The organism is Microbacterium sp., from assembly GCF_044340635.1.
Taxonomy (GTDB): domain Bacteria; phylum Actinomycetota; class Actinomycetes; order Actinomycetales; family Microbacteriaceae; genus Microbacterium.
This window is the reverse complement of record NZ_JBIITF010000015.1, coordinates 17,014-36,952: the sequence shown is the minus strand read 5'-3', so window position 1 is coordinate 36,952 and position 19,939 is coordinate 17,014. Positions and strand designations below refer to the sequence as shown.

20 protein-coding genes, 2 tRNA genes and 1 pseudogene are annotated in these 19,939 nt (G+C 64.3%); 12 read left to right on the top strand and 11 right to left on the bottom strand.

Annotated features, from left to right (window positions below; genetic code table 11):
- Window positions 1-49 precede the first annotated feature (49 nt).
- On the top strand, window positions 50-373 hold the full coding sequence (gene trxA / locus ACIQ0W_RS12730; protein WP_036296732.1) for a thioredoxin: 324 nt from the start codon (window positions 50-52) through the stop codon (window positions 371-373).
- A gap of 81 nt (window positions 374-454) precedes the next feature.
- Here the strand turns inward: trxA and ACIQ0W_RS12725 are convergent, their stop codons facing one another.
- The 8 genes and pseudogenes from ACIQ0W_RS12725 to rpmH form a co-directional block, all read right to left on the bottom strand.
- Window positions 455-1,444 (bottom strand): ParB/RepB/Spo0J family partition protein, encoded by a 990-nt coding sequence (locus ACIQ0W_RS12725; RefSeq protein ID WP_396643112.1) that lies wholly within the window; start codon window positions 1,442-1,444, stop codon window positions 455-457.
- Complete coding sequence (locus ACIQ0W_RS12720) at window positions 1,444-2,397, bottom strand: ParA family protein (protein WP_396643111.1); 954 nt, start codon at window positions 2,395-2,397, stop codon at window positions 1,444-1,446. Before ACIQ0W_RS12720 ends, ACIQ0W_RS12725 begins: the two co-directional genes overlap by 1 nt.
- 748 nt (window positions 2,398-3,145) lie before the next feature.
- Entirely contained in the window at window positions 3,146-3,787 is a 642-nt protein-coding gene (gene rsmG, locus ACIQ0W_RS12715; RefSeq protein ID WP_396643110.1) for a 16S rRNA (guanine(527)-N(7))-methyltransferase RsmG, read from the bottom strand.
- A gap of 18 nt (window positions 3,788-3,805) precedes the next feature.
- Complete coding sequence (locus tag ACIQ0W_RS12710; protein ID WP_396643109.1) at window positions 3,806-4,327, bottom strand: protein jag; 522 nt, start codon at window positions 4,325-4,327, stop codon at window positions 3,806-3,808.
- 245 nt (window positions 4,328-4,572) lie between these two features.
- Window positions 4,573-5,580 (bottom strand): annotated as a pseudogene (yidC, locus tag ACIQ0W_RS12705) (membrane protein insertase YidC); the annotation flags it as partial.
- Between the two features lie 3 nt (window positions 5,581-5,583).
- Entirely contained in the window at window positions 5,584-5,943 is a 360-nt protein-coding gene (yidD, locus tag ACIQ0W_RS12700) for a membrane protein insertion efficiency factor YidD (protein WP_396643108.1), read from the bottom strand.
- Window positions 5,940-6,272, bottom strand: a complete 333-nt coding sequence (rnpA, locus tag ACIQ0W_RS12695; protein WP_396643107.1) for a ribonuclease P protein component — start codon at window positions 6,270-6,272, stop codon at window positions 5,940-5,942. Before rnpA ends, yidD begins: the two co-directional genes overlap by 4 nt.
- A gap of 9 nt (window positions 6,273-6,281) precedes the next feature.
- Window positions 6,282-6,419 carry a 50S ribosomal protein L34 gene (gene rpmH / locus ACIQ0W_RS12690; RefSeq protein ID WP_396643106.1) on the bottom strand — a complete coding sequence of 46 codons (138 nt, stop codon included), beginning with the start codon at window positions 6,417-6,419 and terminating at the stop codon, window positions 6,282-6,284.
- 322 nt (window positions 6,420-6,741) lie between these two features.
- Here rpmH and dnaA point away from each other — a divergent pair, with 322 nt between their 5' ends.
- The 7 genes from dnaA to ACIQ0W_RS12655 all read left to right on the top strand — a co-directional run bounded on the left by dnaA (window position 6,742) and on the right by ACIQ0W_RS12655 (window position 16,690).
- Window positions 6,742-8,184: a chromosomal replication initiator protein DnaA gene (gene dnaA / locus ACIQ0W_RS12685; RefSeq protein WP_396643105.1), complete on the top strand. Its 1,443-nt coding sequence runs from the start codon at window positions 6,742-6,744 to the stop codon at window positions 8,182-8,184.
- Between the two features lie 489 nt (window positions 8,185-8,673).
- A complete protein-coding gene (gene dnaN, locus ACIQ0W_RS12680) occupies window positions 8,674-9,822 on the top strand; it encodes a DNA polymerase III subunit beta (protein WP_396643104.1) in 1,149 nt (382 codons plus the stop codon).
- 1 nt (window position 9,823) lies between these two features.
- Window positions 9,824-11,002: a DNA replication/repair protein RecF gene (gene recF, locus ACIQ0W_RS12675; protein WP_396643103.1), complete on the top strand. Its 1,179-nt coding sequence runs from the start codon at window positions 9,824-9,826 to the stop codon at window positions 11,000-11,002.
- Window positions 10,995-11,510, top strand: a complete 516-nt coding sequence (locus ACIQ0W_RS12670) for a DUF721 domain-containing protein (RefSeq protein ID WP_396643102.1) — start codon at window positions 10,995-10,997, stop codon at window positions 11,508-11,510. The genes recF and ACIQ0W_RS12670 overlap by 8 nt, the downstream gene beginning before the upstream one ends.
- Window positions 11,511-11,632: 122 nt before the next feature.
- Window positions 11,633-13,660 carry a DNA topoisomerase (ATP-hydrolyzing) subunit B gene (gene gyrB / locus ACIQ0W_RS12665; protein ID WP_396643101.1) on the top strand — a complete coding sequence of 676 codons (2,028 nt, stop codon included), beginning with the start codon at window positions 11,633-11,635 and terminating at the stop codon, window positions 13,658-13,660.
- 49 nt (window positions 13,661-13,709) lie between these two features.
- Complete coding sequence (gyrA, locus tag ACIQ0W_RS12660; protein ID WP_396643100.1) at window positions 13,710-16,289, top strand: DNA gyrase subunit A; 2,580 nt, start codon at window positions 13,710-13,712, stop codon at window positions 16,287-16,289.
- Window positions 16,286-16,690: a DUF3566 domain-containing protein gene (locus tag ACIQ0W_RS12655; protein ID WP_036296699.1), complete on the top strand. Its 405-nt coding sequence runs from the start codon at window positions 16,286-16,288 to the stop codon at window positions 16,688-16,690. The genes gyrA and ACIQ0W_RS12655 overlap by 4 nt, the downstream gene beginning before the upstream one ends.
- Before the next feature lie 10 nt (window positions 16,691-16,700).
- Here ACIQ0W_RS12655 and ACIQ0W_RS12650 read toward each other — a convergent pair whose 3' ends face one another.
- Window positions 16,701-17,423: a VIT family protein gene (locus tag ACIQ0W_RS12650; RefSeq protein ID WP_396643099.1), complete on the bottom strand. Its 723-nt coding sequence runs from the start codon at window positions 17,421-17,423 to the stop codon at window positions 16,701-16,703.
- An 88-nt stretch (window positions 17,424-17,511) separates the two neighbouring features.
- Here ACIQ0W_RS12650 and ACIQ0W_RS12645 point away from each other — a divergent pair.
- From ACIQ0W_RS12645 to ACIQ0W_RS12635, 3 genes are all read left to right on the top strand, one after another.
- Window positions 17,512-17,588 (top strand) — tRNA-Ile (locus ACIQ0W_RS12645).
- Window positions 17,589-17,599: 11 nt separating this feature from the next.
- Window positions 17,600-17,672: transfer RNA gene (locus ACIQ0W_RS12640), tRNA-Ala, on the top strand.
- 42 nt (window positions 17,673-17,714) lie between these two features.
- A complete protein-coding gene (locus tag ACIQ0W_RS12635) occupies window positions 17,715-18,140 on the top strand; it encodes an NUDIX hydrolase (protein ID WP_396643135.1) in 426 nt (141 codons plus the stop codon).
- A 4-nt stretch (window positions 18,141-18,144) separates the two neighbouring features.
- On the opposite strand, the gene ACIQ0W_RS12630 is transcribed toward ACIQ0W_RS12635, so the two are convergent.
- Both ACIQ0W_RS12630 and ACIQ0W_RS12625 read right to left on the bottom strand, forming a co-directional pair.
- Entirely contained in the window at window positions 18,145-18,624 is a 480-nt protein-coding gene (locus tag ACIQ0W_RS12630) for an aminoacyl-tRNA deacylase (RefSeq protein WP_396643098.1), read from the bottom strand.
- Window positions 18,617-19,201: a DNA helicase gene (locus ACIQ0W_RS12625; RefSeq protein WP_396643097.1), complete on the bottom strand. Its 585-nt coding sequence runs from the start codon at window positions 19,199-19,201 to the stop codon at window positions 18,617-18,619. The genes ACIQ0W_RS12630 and ACIQ0W_RS12625 overlap by 8 nt, the downstream gene beginning before the upstream one ends.
- Window positions 19,202-19,307: 106 nt before the next feature.
- Here ACIQ0W_RS12625 and ACIQ0W_RS12620 point away from each other — a divergent pair, with 106 nt between their 5' ends.
- A complete protein-coding gene (locus ACIQ0W_RS12620; RefSeq protein ID WP_396643096.1) occupies window positions 19,308-19,865 on the top strand; it encodes a peptidylprolyl isomerase in 558 nt (185 codons plus the stop codon).
- Window positions 19,866-19,939: the final 74 nt, after the last annotated feature.

Sequence of the window (19,939 nt, the reverse complement as noted above, 5' to 3'; positions counted from 1 at the left end):
GACGTCTCGACGTTCCCTTACCTGAGACTTCCGAAAAAAGGAGAAGAGTATGACCGCCAAAGCCACGACCTCCAGCACCTGGGAGCAGGACGTTCTCAACGCCGAGGGTCCCGTACTGGTTGATTTCTGGGCCGAGTGGTGTGGTCCGTGTCGCATGGTCGCCCCGGTTCTGGACGAGATCCAGTCCGAGCACCCCGACAAGATCACCATCCTCAAGCTGAACGTCGACGAGAACCCCGATCTCGCCATGAAGTACCAGATCACGTCGATTCCGGCGATGAAGGTCTTCCAGGGTGGCGAGGTCAAGACGACGATCATCGGCGCCAAGCCGAAGTTCGCACTCGAGAAGGATCTCGCCGCGTTCATCGGCTGATATCGACATCAGGAGCGATGAGAAAGGCCCCGGCTCACAGAGTCGGGGCCTTTCTCTCTTCACGCGGCGATGGTGAGTGAATCAGTCCGAGCCGAACGCATCGACACCCATCTCACCCAAGATGCGGTTGAGATCCTGAATGGTCGAGAAATCAATCTTGACCTGGCCTTTTCGCGCGGTGAGAGAGATCTGTACGCGCGTGTTGAGGCGATCGCCCAGGCGTCCCGCCACCTCGTCCAGATGACCGCGACGGGCACCGGCCTGGGGCTTCGTGGCCCGCTGGGGAGCATCGGGACGCCCCTTGACGATGGCTTCGGCGGCCCGAACAGAGAGGTCTTCGTTCACGATCTTGTCGGCGAGGCGCTGAATGGCTGCGTCATCGGGAAGACCCAGGAGAGCGCGGGCGTGGCCCGGGCTCAGTACGCCGGCCGCTACCCTCTGCTGCACCGGAACCGGTAGGCGAAGGAGCCGGATCGTGTTGCTGATCTGTGGACGCGATCGGCCGATACGGGTCGCGAGTTCTTCTTGCGTGATCCCGAAGTCCTCGAGGAGCTGCTGGTATGCGGAAGCCTCTTCGAGTGCGTTCAGCTGAGAACGGTGCAGGTTCTCGAGCAGTGCGTCTCGCAGGAGGTTCTCGTCGGCGGTGTCCCGGACGATCGCAGGGATGCTGGCCAGTCCGGCCTCACGAGCTGCTCGCGTTCGCCGCTCGCCCATGATGAGCTCGTACGTGCCATCCTCGGCCCGCGGCCGGACGACGACCGGCTGGAGGACACCGAACTCCCGCACACTGTGGACAAGCTCCGCGAGGTCGTCGGCGTCGAAGTGCGTGCGCGGCTGGCGCGGGTTCGGGACGATCTCGACGGGGTCGATGTGGGCCAGGCGGGCGCCCGGCACGGCCACGAGTTCAGCGAAACGCTGCTCCTCGAGGGTTGTTTCCTCGGCGGGGAGCGCCTCAACAGCCTCGAGGCGCCGAGCTCCGGGGAAGAAGACGTCGACCGGACGACTCTCAGCGTCGCTGGTCGGGATCAGGGCACCGATACCACGACCGAGTCCCGTTCTCTTCGTGGACATCAGAGCGTGCCTTCCTCTTTGGTGTTCTCAGCGCCGGATGCCGCGGGAACATGCTTGCTGATTTCGATGGCGGCCTCGCGATAAGCGACAGCGCCCGCCGACTGGCCGTCGTACGCGATCACGGTCTGTCCGAAGCTCGGCGCCTCAGAAACGCGCACTGATCGGGGGATCACCGTCCGCAATACCTCGCCGGGGAAGTGCGCGCGCACCTCGTCAGCGACCTGCTGCGCAAGTCGGGTGCGTCCGTCGTACATCGTGAGCAGAATCGTGGACACCTGCAGGCCCGGGTTGAGGTGACGCTGGATCATGCGAACGCTTCCGAGGAGCTGCGTGAGCCCCTCGAGCGCGTAGTACTCGCACTGAATCGGAATGAAGACCTCGTCCGCTGCCGTGAATGCGTTGATCGTGAGCAGCCCCAGCGACGGAGGGCAGTCGATCAGTACGTAGTGGATCGGGAGAGCACTCGTTGCGATGTAATCCTGGAGCGCGCCGCGAAGACGGTGCTCACGGGCAACCTGAGAGACGAGTTCGATCTCGGCACCCGCGAGATGTAGCGTGCTCGGCGCGCATAAGAGATTGGGTGACTCGGGACTGACCTGCACGATATCTGCGAGCGGGAACTCATCGATGAGGACGTCGTAGACACTCGGGGTATCCGGGTCATGGGGGATGCCGAGAGCGGTGGACGCATTTCCTTGCGGATCAAGGTCGATCACCAGGACTCGTGCACCCAGGGAGGCGAGGGCGGCCGCGACATTGACCGTGCTGGTCGTCTTGCCCACCCCGCCCTTCTGATTGGAAACGGTCAGGACGCGTGTCCTGTTCGGTAGTTCGATCGCGGCTCCCTCCAAAGCTCGGCGCCGTGCGCTGAGGTCTGCGATCTCCCTTGCCAGCGGGGTGTCATCTATCAGTTGTGCGGATGATTGGACATCCGGACGTCGGGCATGTTCCACGTGAAACGCTCCACTCACGGCAGGGGGACGACCTCTACTCTAGGTGCGCGGTTGGCGCCGAAATCACATCTACGCATCATGAGACTTCCCTCATGAACGTCACCCCTGGTCGCACGGCGTTTCACGTGAAACCCGGCGTGTCGATCTTTTCCGGTGGGCGCACCTCGCCCCGTTCGTTGAACTCGACGCGAGACGGATCGCGCGCGAACGAAGAACCCGAGCCCCGTCCGGTGAGCCAACGGAGTAAGACAAAACGACGCCGCGCCGATCATCGGGCATCGCGACTCTAGTGGGCCCCACGCATCGCTCGGCTGTAGCCGCATCACGCTGACGAGCGCCCACCACGAACCAGCGTGCCGTTTCACCTGAAACGCCCACACCGACGACTGCGCCGCCCGTCGCCACTGTCGAGCGGGCGGGCGCAGCGTGACGAAACGCGAACTACGAAGAGTCCCCGCGCCATCCATAGGGGAGCGAAGCGAGACGAAACGACGCCGCGCCGATCATCGAGGATCGCGACTCGACTCGACTCGGGCCCCACCCCTCGCCCAACGCGGTACAGGGATCACGCTGGTATGCAGCCGCCGAGACAGCGTGCCGTTTCACGTGAAACACTCACCCCCACGACGTCACGGCCGGCGACGCTCCGTGAGGGAGCGCAGCAGTTCCAACTGCTATCGACGGATATGGGTGGCATCGTGCTCGAGACGACCGCGTTGTGGTGTTTCACGTGAAACACCGCGCCGACCTACCCGGCGGCTGAACCCACGGTCCCTCGGAACAACGTGGTCGGCTGATCCAATAAACCCTCGCCCCAGAACTCCACCCGCGGCTCACTGATACGGAAGCGTCGGATCTGCTTGTCTGCAGCGGAGATCTCAGACTCGACGGACGCTCCCTTCATCAGAACCAGCTGCCCACCCGGGGTGACCAGGGGAGCGGTAAGCGGGATAAGTGTCCGGAGCGCCGACACTGCACGAGCGGTCACAGCGTCGAAGCCGCCCTTCGCCGGATAGTCTTCCGCGCGTGCACGCACCACGTCGACGTTCTCCAGTCCCAGCACGTCCACTTGCTCGTCGAGCCACGCGACACGACGCTCCATCGGCTCGATCAGGCTCCACGAGATATCCGGACGAGCAATCGCCAAGACGATACCCGGAAGCCCCGCGCCCGAGCCGACATCTGCAACGCGAATATCTGCGTCGAATGCTCCGGCGATCACCGCGCTGTTCAGGATGTGCCGTGACCACAGACGCGGCGGTTCGAGTGGGCCGATGAGTCCGCGCTGCTCACCGTGTTCCGCCAGCTGGACCGCGAACAAACGAGCGAGGTCGATGCGATCACCGAAGATCTGCGTGGCGGCCTTCGGCTCCGCTTCTACGTCGGTCAATGTTTCACGTGAAACGGATCACGAACGACGGATGACGGTGTGCCGGTCGGCGCCATCGCCATACGACTCGGAGACGAAGCCACGATCAGCGACGATGTCGTGGATGAGCTTCCGCTCGTAACTCGACATCGGGGGGAGGGAAGCCTGTCCAGCACCCTCTTCGAGCCGCTCGATGGCGCGACTCACCAGCTGCTCGAGTTCTCCCTGACGTGTATCGCGCGACCCACCGACATCCAGGATGAGACGGGAGAAGCGACCGGTCTTGTTCTGCACGGCCAAGCGTGTCAGTTCCTGAAGGGAGCGGACGGTCTCGGGGTCGGATAGGACCGACAGGGTGGTACCGCCCTCCGGTGCCTCGACGGAGACATATGCGCGACCAGCGCGCACATCGAGCTCGATGTCGCCATCGATATCCGCGATGTCGAGCAGCTCTTCGATGTAATCGGCTGCCACGTCGCCCTCCTGCTCGAGGTGGGCGAGCGAAGCGGTCTCTTCGGGAGCAGAGTCCTGAGGGATCTGTGCGTCGGATGTAGTGGTCATGTCGTGAGCTCCTCGCGCCGTCAGCGGCGCTTCTTGGGGTTCTGCTTGGCGTTCTTCGTCGAAGAACCGGCCTGTCCTGTTGCCGGTGGCGGCGTCAGCGACGAGGGCTCGTCCGACGGATTCGCCTTGTCGGACGCCGAACCGGCGGGTACCCCACCCAGCGTCGCGCCGGCCGGAGCCGAGGGTCCGCTCGAAACGGGCGATCCCGGGGGAGTGGATGCCGTACCCGGCGTTCCCGGACGCGTCTGCTTCTTTGCACGCTGCTTCCCCACGGGCTGCTGGCGCTTGGGAGCCACGGCCTTCTTCTTCTCCGCCTCGGCGAGCAGGCGGGCCTGCTCCTCAACGTACTTCTCCATCGAGACGATCTTGCCCTCGGAGTTGATCGCCTTGCCCTTGCGAGCCAGGCGCTCTTCGCGCGCCTTGGCCGCATCCGATCCGGGTGTCGGCATTTCACGGATGACGATGAACTGCTGGACCATCGTCCACACATTGCTGACGAACCAGTAGATGACGACGCCGAGCGGGAAGAAGACACCCGAGAAGATGAAGGCCAGCGGAAGGATGTAGAGCATGATCTTCTGCATCTGATAGGCCTGGCCGGTCTTGGCCTCGGGCGACAGGTTCTTCGAGATGATCTGCAGCTGCGTGAAGAACTGCGACGCGATCATGAGGATCACGAGAACGACGAGGATCCCGACGGTTGCTTCCCAACCATCCGGTCGTGTCTCCCACGCACCGGCGAGGGTGTCGTGCAGGGAAGCGACGCCGAACAGCTTGGCATCGAAGAACTGCTGGGTCAGCTCTGCCGACAGGACACCCACGCCACCGACGCCTTCGTCGACGTGCTGACCGATGGATGACAGCACCGAGTACAGCGAGAAGAAGATCGGCATCTGAACCAGGAGCGGAAGACAGCTCGAGACCGGTGTGGTGCCGTGCTTCTTATATAGGGCCATGGTCTCGCGACTCATGGCCTCACGGGAGAGCTGATCGCGCTTGCCCTTGTATTTCTCCTGAACTTTTCGCAGTTCAGGAGCGATTTCCATCATCTTTCTCTGGCTCTTGATCTGCCTGACGAAGAGAGGGATCAAAGCTGCACGGACGACGATCACCAGCCCCACGATCGACAGCACCCACGTGATGCCATCCGCAGCGCCGAACCCCAGTGAGGTCCACACCCAATGCCATGCGACGAGGATCAGCTCGACCACCCATTTGAGCGGCCAGAGGACGATTCCGATGAGATCCGGCACGGATCAGTCCTTTCTTCGGAGCGACGGAACGACGAACCCGTGGAGGGTCAGCTCGTCCCGGAAGTCAGTGCGCGGGCGGACATCATCGATGCCACCCTGCGCCCATGGGTGGCATCGGGCCAATCGAGTGGCGGCCATGACGGACCCACGGACGACGCCGTACTGCTGGATGGCACCGACCGCATAGGCCGAGCACGTGGGGTAGTACTTGCAGACATCCCCGTAGATCGGAGAGATCGTGGCGCGATATGCGATCAGTGCAGCAATCGCGGCGTTGCGAGGGACCAGACAGGTGGCGCGCCATCCACGAGCAACATCGAAATGCCCGTCGCCGGTCATCGCCGTAGGCAGCGGGGCACTCATACCCGACCTCGTCGCAGGCACCGCAGTACTTCAGATCGCAATGTCGCGAAATCAGCACCGGCCGACGGACTCAAAGCGCGGATGACGACGTCACGACCGGGGTCGAGCTCAGCGAGAGCTTCGTGACACACGGCCTTCAACCGACGCCGCACCGTGTTTCGAACGACCGCGTTGCCGACAGCCTTCGAAACGATGAACCCGAAACGTACGTCGTCATCCGATCGCGCCATGACATGCGTCACCGTGTGCGCCCCGGCGCAGCGAGTGCCCCGACGGACGACGGATCGATAGTCGACACCGTGGGTGAGACGATTCGCTCGGGAGAGCACCGGGATGGGTCAGGCCGAGACGGTGGTGCGACCCTTGGTGCGACGCGCCGAGAGAATGGCGCGTCCCGCGCGGGTACGCATGCGAACGCGGAAGCCATGCTTCTTGGCGCGACGGCGGTTGTTGGGCTGGAAAGTACGCTTGGTCATAAGAGTCACTCCGGGAGACGAGTCGCCGGGACGTGGCGACCGGAGACGATGCTAGGCGGAAGAAGGATGCCGTGAGGGCATAAGTCAACCTGGTAAGAATACGTCCTTCCGGAGCAGGTCACAAACCGAGTGTGATCGCGAGGCATTATCCCCAGCCGTGGAACTCGGGCGTGGCACCGACACGCCGCAAGGTCCTACAGTGGATTTTGCTCCGCCGCACGGCCTGGCTAGCGTGGGCGCGACAGTTATCCACAGGTTCGGAGATGGCGCTCTCGCCCCCGGACAAGGTTGCTGACAGATAGCCGCGAATCCCGGGGGACCCATGTCACAGCACGATGTTCCAGACATCTCGATCTGGGCGGCCGTGCTCGACTCCCTTACCGAGGACGACCGGATCACCCCACAGCTCTATGGGTTCTTGAGCCTGGCGGTCCCTCAGGGAGTCATGGCAGGAACGCTGTACCTCGACGTGCCCAATGATCTGACGGCTGCACAATTCAACAAGAGGATGCGTCCCTCCATCCTCGAGGCGCTCTCACGCATCGATCATCCGTCGGGCGCTGTGACATTCCGGGTCGTCGTCAACCCCGATCTCGCCGAGGCCCACGTCGTTCCGCGTTCGAACCCGGCCGCGCAGACCACGCCCGACGCCCCCACGCCCGCCCCTGTTCATCCAGGGTTGCGCTCCTACGTCGACGCCCCGCCCGAGACCCCCGCTTCAGCCTCGCGCAATGACACCCGCCTGAACCCCAAGTACACGTTCGACAATTTCGTGATCGGCCAGTCCAATCGCTTCGCCCACGCGGCTGCCGTCGCCGTCGCCGAAGCGCCGGCGAAGGCATACAACCCTCTCTTCATCTATGGGGAATCGGGCCTCGGCAAGACGCACCTCCTGCACGCGATCGGCGACTACGCCCTCAATCTCTATACGGGTATTCGTGTTCGCTACGTCTCGAGCGAAGAGTTCACGAACGACTTCATCAACTCGATCGCCAACAACCGCGGTTCCGCATTCCAGGCGCGGTACCGGGACGTCGACATCCTGCTCATCGATGACATCCAGTTCTTGCAGGGCCGCGCCGAGACCCAGGAAGCCTTCTTCCACACCTTCAATACGCTCCATGACCACGACAAGCAGGTCGTCATCACGAGTGACCTGCCGCCGAAGCACCTCACCGGGTTCGAAGACCGCATGCGCAGCCGCTTCGAGTGGGGCCTCATCACCGATGTGCAGGCACCCGACCTCGAAACGCGCGAAGCCATCCTTCGCAAGAAGGCTCAGAGCGAGCGGCTGCAGGTACCCGACGACGTCCTCGAGTACATCGCCACGAAGGTGTCGAGCAACATCCGCGAACTCGAGGGTGCGCTCATCCGGGTTTCGGCGTTCGCCAACCTGAACCGCTCCTCCCTCGATGTGCAACTGGCTCAGACCGTTCTGCGCGACATCGTCGATCAGGACGATGCGAACGTCGTCTCGCCGACCGACATCATCACGGCGACCGCGCAGTACTTCAAGCTTTCCGTCGACGACCTATACGGCTCGAGCCGCTCGCAGGCCGTCGCCACCGCCCGTCAGATCGCGATGTACCTGTGCCGCGAGCGGACGAGCCTCTCCTTGCCCAAGATCGGCCAGCTGTTCGGCAACCGCGACCACACCACAGTGATGTACGCGTACAAGAAGATCAGTGACCTGATGAAGGAACGTCGCTCGCTGTACAACCAGGTCACCGAGATCACGACGATCATCGGCCGCGCGGGCCGCTGAGGCACCCGGCATGACCGACGGATGCCTCGTCGGTCACCCTTCGTGCTGCCATATATGCCGAAGCGCGCGCTTGACACACGACGATCCGAGCCACCATGATGCGGTTTTCACATTGTGGATAACCTGTGGATAAGCCTCTCGGAATACGTCCAGACTGTGCACTCCTCGCACTCGCCTGTGGAGAGTCCGCGAAACTCGACCGAGCGCGGGTCCCGCGTAAACCCGGGCATCCGCAGCTCGTCCACAACTCACACACGTGTAGTTCCATACTCCCGACAGGCATCGCCGGAGTTATCCACATGATCCACAGGCGTTAACACCATTAACTACTTCTTTTTCTGAGAGATCGATTCCCCTCACCTTTACGGCGCAGGCTGTGGAACGGGCGACGACTCACGACATCCATGACCCGGCACTAGCATGGGTAAGCCCAGACCTGGGACGACAAAACCTGCACAGGACAAACCTCCACAGGACAAAGGAGTGACCGTGAAGTTCCACGTGAATCGCGATGTCTTCAGCGACGCGGTCTCTTTCGTCGTGAAGCTGCTCCCGCAGCGCAACCCTCAGCCGATCCTGGCTGGAGTCCTCATCGAGGCCGGTCCTGACGGCCTCTCCCTCTCCGCGTTCGACTACGAGGCCTCCGCGCGCACGGTCATCGAGGCGACCGTCGACAGTCCTGGCACGATCCTCGTTCACGGTCGCCTGCTGTCCGAGATCGCAAACCGCCTCCCGAGTGCACCCATCCAGATCGTCGTGGACGAAGACGGCGGAATCGTCCTGAGTTGTGGTTCCGCACGCTTCACCCTTCCCGGCATGCCGGTCCAGGAGTACCCCGCGATTCCCGAAGTCACCGCCGAGCCGGGACTCGTGCCGGCCGAGGATTTCGCGACGGCCATCGCTCAGGTCGCATTCGCCGCCTCGCGTGATGATGTGACTCCCGTGCTGACGGGTGTGCAGCTCGAGGTCTCGGGAACGACACTGAGCCTCGTCGCGACCGACCGTTACCGCGTCGCACTGCGCGAAATTCCTTGGGATGGTGCTTCTGCCCTGGATGGCGAGGCATCCGCACTCGTTCCGGCACGCACCCTGCAGGAAGTGGGTAAGACATTTGCGCACGGTGGGGACATCCGCATCGCCTTCTCGGGTTCGGGGGATCGCGAGATCATCGCGTTCTCGTCGGGTGACCGTACCGTCACCTCTCTCCTGATCAAGGGAAACTTCCCTCCCGTCCGTCGGCTCTTCCCCGACCAGAATGCGCACCACGCGGTGGTCAACACGGGCGAACTCATGGAAGCCGTCCGGCGCATGCAGATCGTGCTCGACCGTTCCGCTCCTCTCCGCTTCACGTTCTCGTCGGAGGGCGTGACGATGGATGCTTCGGGCGGAGACCAGGCGCGGGCCTCCGAATCGGTCGACGCGCACCTCGACGGTGAAGATGTCGTTCTCGGCCTGAATCCGCAGTACCTTCTCGAGGCGCTGACCGCGGTGCGCAGCGAGTTCGTCCGCATCACGTTCACGTCGTCCGATAACGCCAACAAGTTGAGCCCGGTGCTGATCACGAGTCAGACGTCGGTCGACAAGGCGGGCGCCGACACCTTCAAGTACCTCCTGCAACCGAATCTGCTGCTGCGCTGACGTGATCGTCGAGCACGTCAGCCTGGTCGACTTCCGCAACTACGCGAGCGCGGATGTGGCACTGGTCGCGGGACCCAATCTGTTCGTCGGCCGCAACGGACAGGGTAAGACCAACCTGGCTGAGGCGATCGCCTACGTCGCGACACTCGGTTCGCACCGGGTCTCGGGCGACCAGGCGCTCGTCCGCGCGGGCGCGGACTCGGCGATTCTGCGGATTCGTGTCGCCCACGCCGAGCGCAGCGTCCAGCTCGAGGCGCAGCTGAATCGGACCGGACGCAATCGCGCACGGGTGAATGGTGTCGATGTTCGCCCGGCCGAACTTCCGCGCTACGCGCAAGTCGTCGTCTTCGCTCCCGAAGACTTGGGCATCGTGCGCGGAGATCCCTCCGCCCGACGCCGATTCGCGGACCAGCTGCTCGTGCAGCGTTCGCCGCGCATGGCCGGGGTTCTGGCGGATTATGACCGGGTGCTGCGTCAGCGTGGGGCTCTCCTCAAGTCCGCGCGGGCGCGCGGCATCCGCGGGAATGCTCTCTCGACCCTGGATGTGTGGGATGACAAGCTCGTCGCGCTCGGCTCGGAGATCATCGACGCGCGTCAGGTTCTTGCGAATGAACTCGCGGCACCGATCGAGGCGGCCTACGCCGCGATCGCCGGCGAAGACCACCACCCGGAGCTCGAGTGGGTTCTGTCGGTCCGGGGCGCGGACCCCGAAGACGGCGACGAAGCCGGAAGCGCGACGCCGGTCGGGGCAACGGCGGAGCTCTTCCGCGAGGCGCTGGCCCAGAAACGCACCGCTGAGTTGGAGCGGGGCCTCACCCTGGTCGGGCCGCATCGCGATGACCTCCGTCTGAGCATCCGGGGTCTGCCCGTCAAGGGTTATGCCTCGCACGGTGAGTCGTGGTCGGTCGCACTCGCCCTGCGGCTTGCGTCGGCACAGCTGCTGCGGGCCGAGTCGCGCAGTGGAGATCCCGTCCTGATCCTCGATGACGTCTTCGCTGAGCTCGATGCCCAGAGGCGCGCCCGACTGTCGGACCTCACGGCTCAGTTCGAACAGGTCATCGTGACCGCGGCCGTGTGGGAGGACGTTCCCGAGGCCCTTCGACGACGGACGGTCCGGATCGAGAACGGGCGCATCGTTCCCGATCCCCCCGGACCGTTCGACGAGGCATCCGGTGTCTGAGGAGGACTCGCCCGCGGTGGCGGAGGACGCGGTCGACGCTCCTTCGCTGACGGTCGCGACGTACTTGCGATTGCGGGGGATCGCGGCGCCGAGATCGCGGAAACGCCGCAGGATCCGCGATGCCGAGGGCGAGAACGTCCCGTTCGCGCCGGGACGCGACCCGCACGGACTCGGGGATGTCATGGCCGATCTCACCCGGGAAGCCGGGTGGAATACACACCTGGCGAGTGAGGACGTGCTGCGTCGCTGGGCGGATGTCGCGGGTTCCCAGACCGCGGAGCACGCCCGCCCCGTCTCGCTCGAGGGCGGAATCATGACGGTCCAGTGTGATTCGACGGCGTGGGCCCGGCAGCTCTCGAGTCTGCGCGCCGACATCCTGACGCGCATCATCCGCGAGCACCCCGATGCGGGCATCACGGCGGTGCGCTTTGTGGGGCCGGACGTTCCCTCGTGGAAATGGGGCCCCAGGACTATTCCAGGGCGCGGTCCACGCGATACCTACGGCTGAATGAGCATTTGGGGTGCCGTAAGCGATTTCATCCCCGGAGAGGGCCGTGTGATGCGAAATATCGGTCCTCGCTCAGATAGACTGGAAGGGACGACTTTCCCTATCTGGAGCGCCTCTTCTCTATGACTTCTGACTCATTCGATAGCGCTCAATCCGGCAGCAAGACCGCCCCCGAACCTCACGCGTACGGCGCGGACGAGATTCAGGTTCTCGAAGGGCTCGAGGCGGTACGCAAGCGCCCCGGTATGTACATCGGTTCGACCGGTCCGCGAGGACTGCATCACCTGGTGTACGAGATCGTCGACAACTCCGTCGATGAGGCTCTGGCCGGGTACTGCGACACGATCGATGTCACGATCCTGCCCGACGGCGCGGTCCGCGTGATCGACAACGGTCGAGGTATCCCCGTCGATATCCACCGCACCGAAGGAAAATCGACCGTCGAGGTCGTTCTGACGGTTTTGCACGCGGGTGGAAAGTTCGGCGGCGGCGGATACGCGGTGTCCGGCGGTCTGCACGGCGTCGGATCGTCTGTCGTGAACGCGCTTTCGTCGCGCCTCGAGGTCGAGGTTCGGCGCCAGGGCTACGTCTGGCGGCAGTCCTACGGCGGGGGTGGTGTGCCCAAGGCTCCGCTCGAGCGCGCGGAAGAGAGCTCCGAAACGGGAACGACGATCACGTTCTGGCCGGACGAGACCATCTTCGAGACGGTCGACTTCGATTACGACACTCTCCGCACCCGCTTCCAGCAGATGGCATTCCTGAACAAGGGCCTGCGCATCGACCTGCACGACGAGCGTCCCGAAAAGGCCTACGACGAAGAGGTCGAGGGACAGCTGGTTCTGCAGCAGCCGACCGACAGCTTCCTCTACGAGCGTGGTCTCGTCGACTACGTCGAGTACCTCAACAAGGTGCGCAAGGCCGAAGCGGTCAACGACGTCATCATCGACTTCGAGTCCGAAGCTCCGGACAAGAAGATCGCCATGGAGATGGCGATGCAGTGGACGACGAGTTACACCGAGAACGTCTTCACGTATGCGAACACCATCAACACGCACGAGGGCGGCACGCACGAAGAAGGTTTCCGCGCCGCTCTGACAACCCTCGTCAACAAATACGCGCGAGCGAACAATCTCCTCAAGGAGAAGGACGAGAATCTGTCGGGCGATGACGTCCGCGAGGGCCTCACGGCCGTCATCTCGGTCAAGCTCTCCGAGCCGCAGTTCGAGGGACAGACGAAGACCAAGCTCGGCAACACCGAAGCCAAGGCGTTCGTGCAGAAGGTGGTCGGCGATCAACTCGGTGACTGGTTCGACCGCAACCCGACGCAGGCGAAGAACATCATCCGCAAGGCGATCGACGCGGCCACCGCGCGACTCGCCGCGCGCAAGGCCCGCGAGACGGCGCGACGCAAGAGCGTGTTCGAGTCCGCGTCGATGCCCGACAAGCTAAAAGACTGCACGAGCAAGGACCCCTCGATCAGCGAGATCTTCCTGGTGGAGGGTGACTCGGCCGGCGGTTCCGCGGTGCAGGGTCGCGATCCCCACACTCAGGCGATCCTCGCGCTCCGGGGAAAGATCCTGAACGTCGAGCGCGCGCGCATCGACCGTGCTCTCGGCAACAACGAGATCCAGGCGATGATCCAGGCCTTCGGCACGGGTATCGGCGAAGATTTCGACATCGCCAAGTCGCGCTACCACAAGGTCGTGCTGATGGCCGATGCCGACGTCGACGGCCAGCACATCACGACCCTGCTCCTGACGCTGCTGTTCCGATACATGCGCGGGCTCATCGAAGCCGGCTACGTGTACCTCGCTCAGCCCCCGCTGTACCGCCTCAAGTGGTCGAACTCGGCGCACGAGTACGTATACAGCGACCGTGAGCGCGACGCCCTGCTGACCGCCGGCCTGGCCGCGGGCAAGCGGATCCCGAAGGACAACGCGATCCAGCGCTATAAGGGTCTCGGTGAGATGAACGACAAGGAGCTGTGGGAGACCACGATGGATCCCCAGTCCCGCACGCTCCTGCAGGTGACGATCGAGGATGCCGCGGCCGCCGACGAGATCTTCTCGACGCTGATGGGTGAGGACGTCGAATCCCGACGCACGTTCATCCAGCGCAACGCCAAGGATGTCCGTTTCCTCGACATCTAGATCCGACACCGGATCCCGACGAATCTGACGCACACGAAGAAAAGACGCCATGACTGACGAAGACCGCCCCGACGCCACGCCGGCGCACGATCACGGACGCATCGACCAGGTCGACCTGCAGTCCGAGATGCAGCGCAGCTATCTCGACTACGCGATGGCCGTCATCGTCGGGCGTGCGCTGCCGGATGTTCGCGATGGTCTGAAGCCCGTGCACCGCCGTGTGATCTACGGGATGTACGACGGTGGCTTCCGTCCCGACAAGGGCTTCTCGAAGTGCGCCCGCGTCGTCGGCGAGGTGATGGGTCAATACCACCCACACGGTGACTCCCCGATCTACGACGCCCTCGTGCGTCTCGTTCAGCCGTGGTCGCTCCGCTACCCCCTGGCCGATGGGCAGGGCAACTTCGGGTCTCCCGGCAACATGGGTGCGGCTGCGCCCCGTTATACCGAGACCAAGATGGCGACGCTCGCGCTCGAGATGGTGCGCGACATCGAAGAAGAGACCGTCGACTTCACCGACAACTACGACGGCCGCACGCAGGAACCCACGGTTCTGCCCGCGAGGTTCCCGAACCTGCTGGTCAACGGTTCCGTCGGCATCGCGGTCGGCATGGCGACCAACATCCCTCCGCACAACCTGCGCGAGGTCGCAGACGGCGTGCTGTGGTCGCTCGAGAACCCGGATGCTTCGCGCGAAGAGCTGCTCGAGGCCCTGATGCAGCGGGTCCACGGTCCCGACTTCCCGACGGGCGCTCAGATCCTCGGCGTGCGGGGCATCCACGAGGCGTACCGCACGGGTCGCGGCTCGATCACGATGCGCGCCGTCGTCTCCGTGGAAGAGATCCAGGGGCGTACGTGCCTGGTCATCACCGAACTGCCGTACCAGGTCAACCCCGACAACCTCGCGATCAAGATCCGCGACCTCGCCCGCGACGGCAAGATCTCGGGGATCGCCGACATTCGCGACGAGACATCGGGCCGCACCGGCCAGCGCCTCGTGATCGTGCTCAAGCGTGATGCCGTCGCCAAGGTCGTGCTGAACAACCTGTACAAGCACACACAGCTGCAGGAGAACTTCGGCGCGAACATGCTCGCGATCGTCGATGGTGTGCCCCGCACCCTGTCGCTCGACGCGTTCGTATCGCTGTGGATCACGCACCAGATCGAAGTGATCGTGCGCCGCACCACCTACCGTCTGCGCAAGGCCGAAGAGCGCATGCACATCCTGCGCGCGTATCTGAAGGCGCTCGACGCGCTCGACGAGGTCATCGCGCTCATCCGTCGTTCGCCGTCGGCCGACGACGCGCGTGAGGGTCTGCAGAAGCTCCTCGACATCGACGACCTGCAGGCTCGTGCGATCCTCGAGCTGCAACTGCGGCGCCTCGCCGCCCTCGAGCGCCAAGCGATCATCGACGAGGCCGAGAAGATCACGGCCCAGATCGTCGACTTCCAGGACATCCTGGCGAGCCCCGTCCGTCAGCGCACGATCGTCCGCGACGAGCTGACCGAGATCGTGGCGAAGCACGGCGATGACCGCCGCACCGAGATCCTGATGGGCTTCGACGGCGACATGTCGATGGAAGACCTCATCCCGGAAGAAGAGATGGTCGTCACCGTCACGCGCGATGGATACATCAAGCGCACGCGCAGCGACAACTATCGGGCGCAGCACCGCGGCGGCAAGGGCGTCAAGGGTGCGCAGTTGCGCGCAGACGATGTCGTCGAGCACTTCTTCGTCACCACGACCCACCACTGGCTGCTGTTCTTCACGAACAGAGGCCGCGTGTATCGCGCCAAGGCGTACGAGCTGCCAGAGGCCGGACGCGACGCCAAGGGTCAGCACGTCGCCAACCTGTTGGCGCTGCAGCCGGGCGAAGAGATCGCGCAGGTGCTCGACATCCGCGATTACAGCGTCGCGACCTACCTGGTGCTGGCCACGCGCGGCGGCTTGGTGAAGAAGACGCGTCTGACCGAGTACGACACGAACCGCCAGGGTGGCATCATCGCGATCAGCCTGCGCGAGGGTGATGAGCTCGAGAGTGCTCTCCTGGTCGAGGCGGACGACGACATCCTGCTCATCTCGCGCCACGGCATGTCGTTGCGCTTCACGGCGGATGACGATGCGCTGCGTCCCATGGGTCGCTCGACGGCCGGGGTCAAGGGAATGTCGTTCCGCGGAGAAGACAGTCTGTTGTCGGCGAGCGTCGCCCCCCAGAACGGCGGAGCCGTCGGGAACTACGTCTTCGTCGTGACCGACGGAGGCTACGCCAAGCGCACCGCAGTCGCCGAATACCGCGGTCAATCCCGAGGCGGGCTCGGTATCAAGGTGGCCAAATTGAGCGACGATCGGGGCGTGCTCGCGGGTGGTTTGATCGTCGGCGAGGACGACGAGGTCTTGGTGGTTCTTGCCAGTGGCAAGGTGGTACGCTCCTCCGTGGCCGAGGTGCCTGCCAAGGGTCGCAACACGATGGGTGTCGTGTTCGCCCGTCCCGGCGACGACGACCGGATCATCGCGATCGCCCGTAACGGGGAGAGGAGCGTCGACGTGGAGCAGCCGGTCGAACCCATCCCCACCGACATCGCCGAGTCGACACCCGTTACGCCCACGGAAGAGAGTTCTGACGCATGAGCACCGTTGCCGACAAGCTGGCCAAGAAGTCGAGCCGACAGGGCAGCTCGAAGCAGGTGCGCCTGCGTCTCGTCTATATCGACTTCTGGTCGGCCGTGAAGCTGTCGTTCCTTGCGGCCGTGGCGATCGCCATCGTGACAGTGGTGTCGTTCTTCCTGATCTTCATGGTCGTACAGACGACGGGCCTGATCGGACAGTTCGACGAGTTCTTCCAGAGCTTCTCCGAGAACGGCGTCCGGATCTCCGATCTCGTGGGCCTGCCACAGGTCATGGCGTTCGCCGCCGTGGTTGCGATTCTCAACCTGATCGTCGTCACGGTGCTCGGTGCTGTCGTCGCGGGCATCTACAATCTCGCGGTGAAGATCACCGGCGGCCTGCTCGTCGGATTCACCTCGAACTAGTCGCGGCGGGTCAGACCACCCCGCTGGTTCCGAGCAGGGACCCGATCAGCCACGTAACGGCCAGCGCGAGCGTCCCACCGACCACCAGTCGGAGGACTGCGCGGCCGCGGCTCGCGCCGCCCAGGATGGCCGAGACCCATCCCGTGATGGCAAGTGCAATCAGCACTGCCACGAAGGTGACCGGCACTCGCCAGTCGGGCGGCGGAAGCAGGATCGCGAGTAGAGGAAGCAGTGCGCCGACCGTAAAGGCGACGGCCGACGATAGTGCGGCCTGCCACGGACTCACGAGGTCGTCCTGGTCGATGTGTAGCTCTACTTCGAGATGAGCGGCCAGGGCGTTGTGCCGGGTGAGTTCTTCGGCGACCTGTCGCGCGGTCGCCTCAGAGAGTCCGCGCTCTCGATACAACCCGGCCAACTCTTCCAGCTCTTCGGCGGGCATATCGTGCAACTCTGCCGTCTCTTTCGCTATCAGCGCTCGCTCGCCGTCGCGCTGGCTGCTCACCGAGACGTATTCGCCGAGTGCCATCGAAATCGCCCCACCCACGAGCCCAGCGATTCCGGCGACCAACAGCGCCGCCGAGTCGGTTGTGGCACCGGCAACACCGACGACGAGCGCAGCGACCGAGACGATGCCGTCATTGGCGCCGAGTACACCCGCTCGGAGCCAGTTGAGTCGCTGACCGATACCGCCGGCGTGTGCTTCGCCGACGTGTCCAGCAACCTCATCTGTCATGTGCTCAGTCAATCGCGTGGGCGGTCCCACGACAACACCTGCGCGATTCGCGCGAAGCGCGCAGGTCGGGTAAAGTCTTGGAGGTTGCGGGGCTATAGCTCAGGCGGTTAGAGCGCTTCACTGATAATGAAGAGGTCCCAGGTTCAAGTCCTGGTAGCCCCACCAATCCGTCCCGCGGGGCCTTAGCTCAGTTGGTAGAGCGCCTGCTTTGCAAGCAGGATGTCAGGAGTTCGATTCTCCTAGGCTCCACAGTTTTTCTGGTCGCCAGCGACTGAGGATGGTGTCATGGCCATGGACATCCGAGTCGCGGCGTACGGCGTCGTCCTCGACTCCGCCGGTCGTGTGCTGCTGGCGCACTGGAACGAGGGCCGCCGTGCCGCGTGGACTCTGCCTGGCGGAGGGCTCGAGGACGGTGAGGACCCAGCGGATGCCGCACGCCGTGAGATTCGGGAAGAGACGGGCTACCGCGTGGCGGTCGGTGACCTCTTAGGTATTCACTCCCGTGTCATCCCGGCGTCCCGCAGGATCCCGTTGGGACCGCCGGATCCGCTCCACGCTCTCCGTATCGTCTACCGGGCCCGCGTCACGGGTGGTCGCCTGCGCAACGAGGTGGGCGGATCGACCGATCGGGCGGACTGGTTCACGCTCGCGTCCATCCGCTCACTGCAACGTGTGAAGCTCGTCGACATCGCGCTCGGCATGGCCGGCCTGATCTGACTCGTCAGCCGATCGGCTGCGAGATGTCCGCCACCGTTGCCGCGAGCGCAGCGAGAAGGGCGTCCGAATCGGCGAACAGACTGTAACCGTGAGCGCCGGCTCCGAGGGCCACACGCCCCGAGATGGTCTCGTCGGCGTAGACGGGCCACGCGGTCGAGCTCCCGAGGGGAACGATCGTGCCGCGTTCGTATCCGGTCGCAGCGAGGGCTCGTTCCGGATCGGGCAGCTGCAGCTTGTTCACCCCAACGACGGCGCGGAGCTTCGCCCACGCGATCTGCCGATCCCCGGGGATCAAGGCGAAGAGGTAGGTGTCATCGCTGCGCTTCACGACGAGGGTCTTGACGATTTTCTGCGGCTCAATGCCGAGCAAGCCGGCAGCCTCATGAAGGCTGCCGGCTTCCGGACGCTCGCGGATCTCGATGTCGAGACCCAGATCGGATGCCGCCGACCGCACACGCGCGGTGGCGGCATCCGGATCACTCATCGGGGGAGCGAAGCGGGTCGTCGGCAACCCAGAGCTCGTCGTCGGCGCGCAGCGTCTGCCACGCGGCGTAGAGCACACCGGCAGCGGCGATCACGCCGAGGACGATCGCGATGACACCGCCCGTGCTTACGCCGGGCTTCTTGGGCTCGAGCACGGCCAGCTTCTTCGACATGGCCTTGGTGGCCTTCTTGCTGTACGAGTCCGCCTTCTTGCCGAAGCTCTTGGCGTCGGGAAGTGCGAACCCACGGCCGCTCGCGAGGCGCGACCGGGTGTCGTTGGCGGCATCCCAGACCGAAAGCGCGGAACCGACGACGCCGCCGACGGCCGGCACGACCCGGTGCTGGAGAACGTCACGGCTCACCGCGGCGCTCTTGTGCACGACAGGTGCGACGCGCTGATCGTACGTCGCCTGGACGGCGGGGCCGACCTGCTCACGCGAGTAGTTACCGAGCTGACGGCTCGCTTCACGGGCGATGCCCGCGGCTTCTCCTACGAGCACCTGCTGCGTCTGCCACACTTTGTTGGCGGAATCCTGCAGCTTGCGGAGCTCTTTCTTGCGCTTACGACTCAGGCCCACGGCTGCCTCCTTGTTCGTCGGGGGCGACGATGCGCCCCTCCCCATCTTGCCACGGTGAGCCGGTCAGGCCAGAGTTCGCGGCAAACTCCTATGCCAGAATGGATCAATGCCGCATCACACCGCTGTCGCCACACTGCACACCAACCACGGCGACATTGTCGTCAACCTTTACGGTGACCACGCTCCCCGCACGGTTCGCAACTTCATCGGGCTCTCCGACGGAACCGGCGAGTGGACCGATCCCGCCACCGGCAAGCCCGGCGAAGGCGCCCTCTACACCGATGTGGTCTTCCACCGCATCATCCCCGGGTTCATGATCCAGGGCGGCGACCCGCTCGGACAGGGCACCGGAGGACCGGGCTATAACTTCGACGACGAGATCAGCCCCGAGCTCAACTTCAACGCGCCCTACGTGCTTGCTATGGCCAACGCCGGCTTGCGCCGCAACGCGATCACGGGCAAGGCCGAGGGCACGAACGGCTCGCAGTTCTTCATCACGACGGATCCCACGCCGTGGCTGCAGGGCAAGCACACGATCTTCGGTGAGGTCGCGGACGACGCCTCGCGCGCCGTGGTCGACACCATCGGCGCCGTGCCCACAGCGGGCGGCGATCGGCCGATCGAGCCCGTCGTTCTGCAGTCGGTCGACATCGTCACGGTCTGACGCGTCGCGTGAGCGCTGACGGGGCACGTAATCCCGAGGACTTCTGTTACCGGCATCCCGACCGCCGGAGCTAC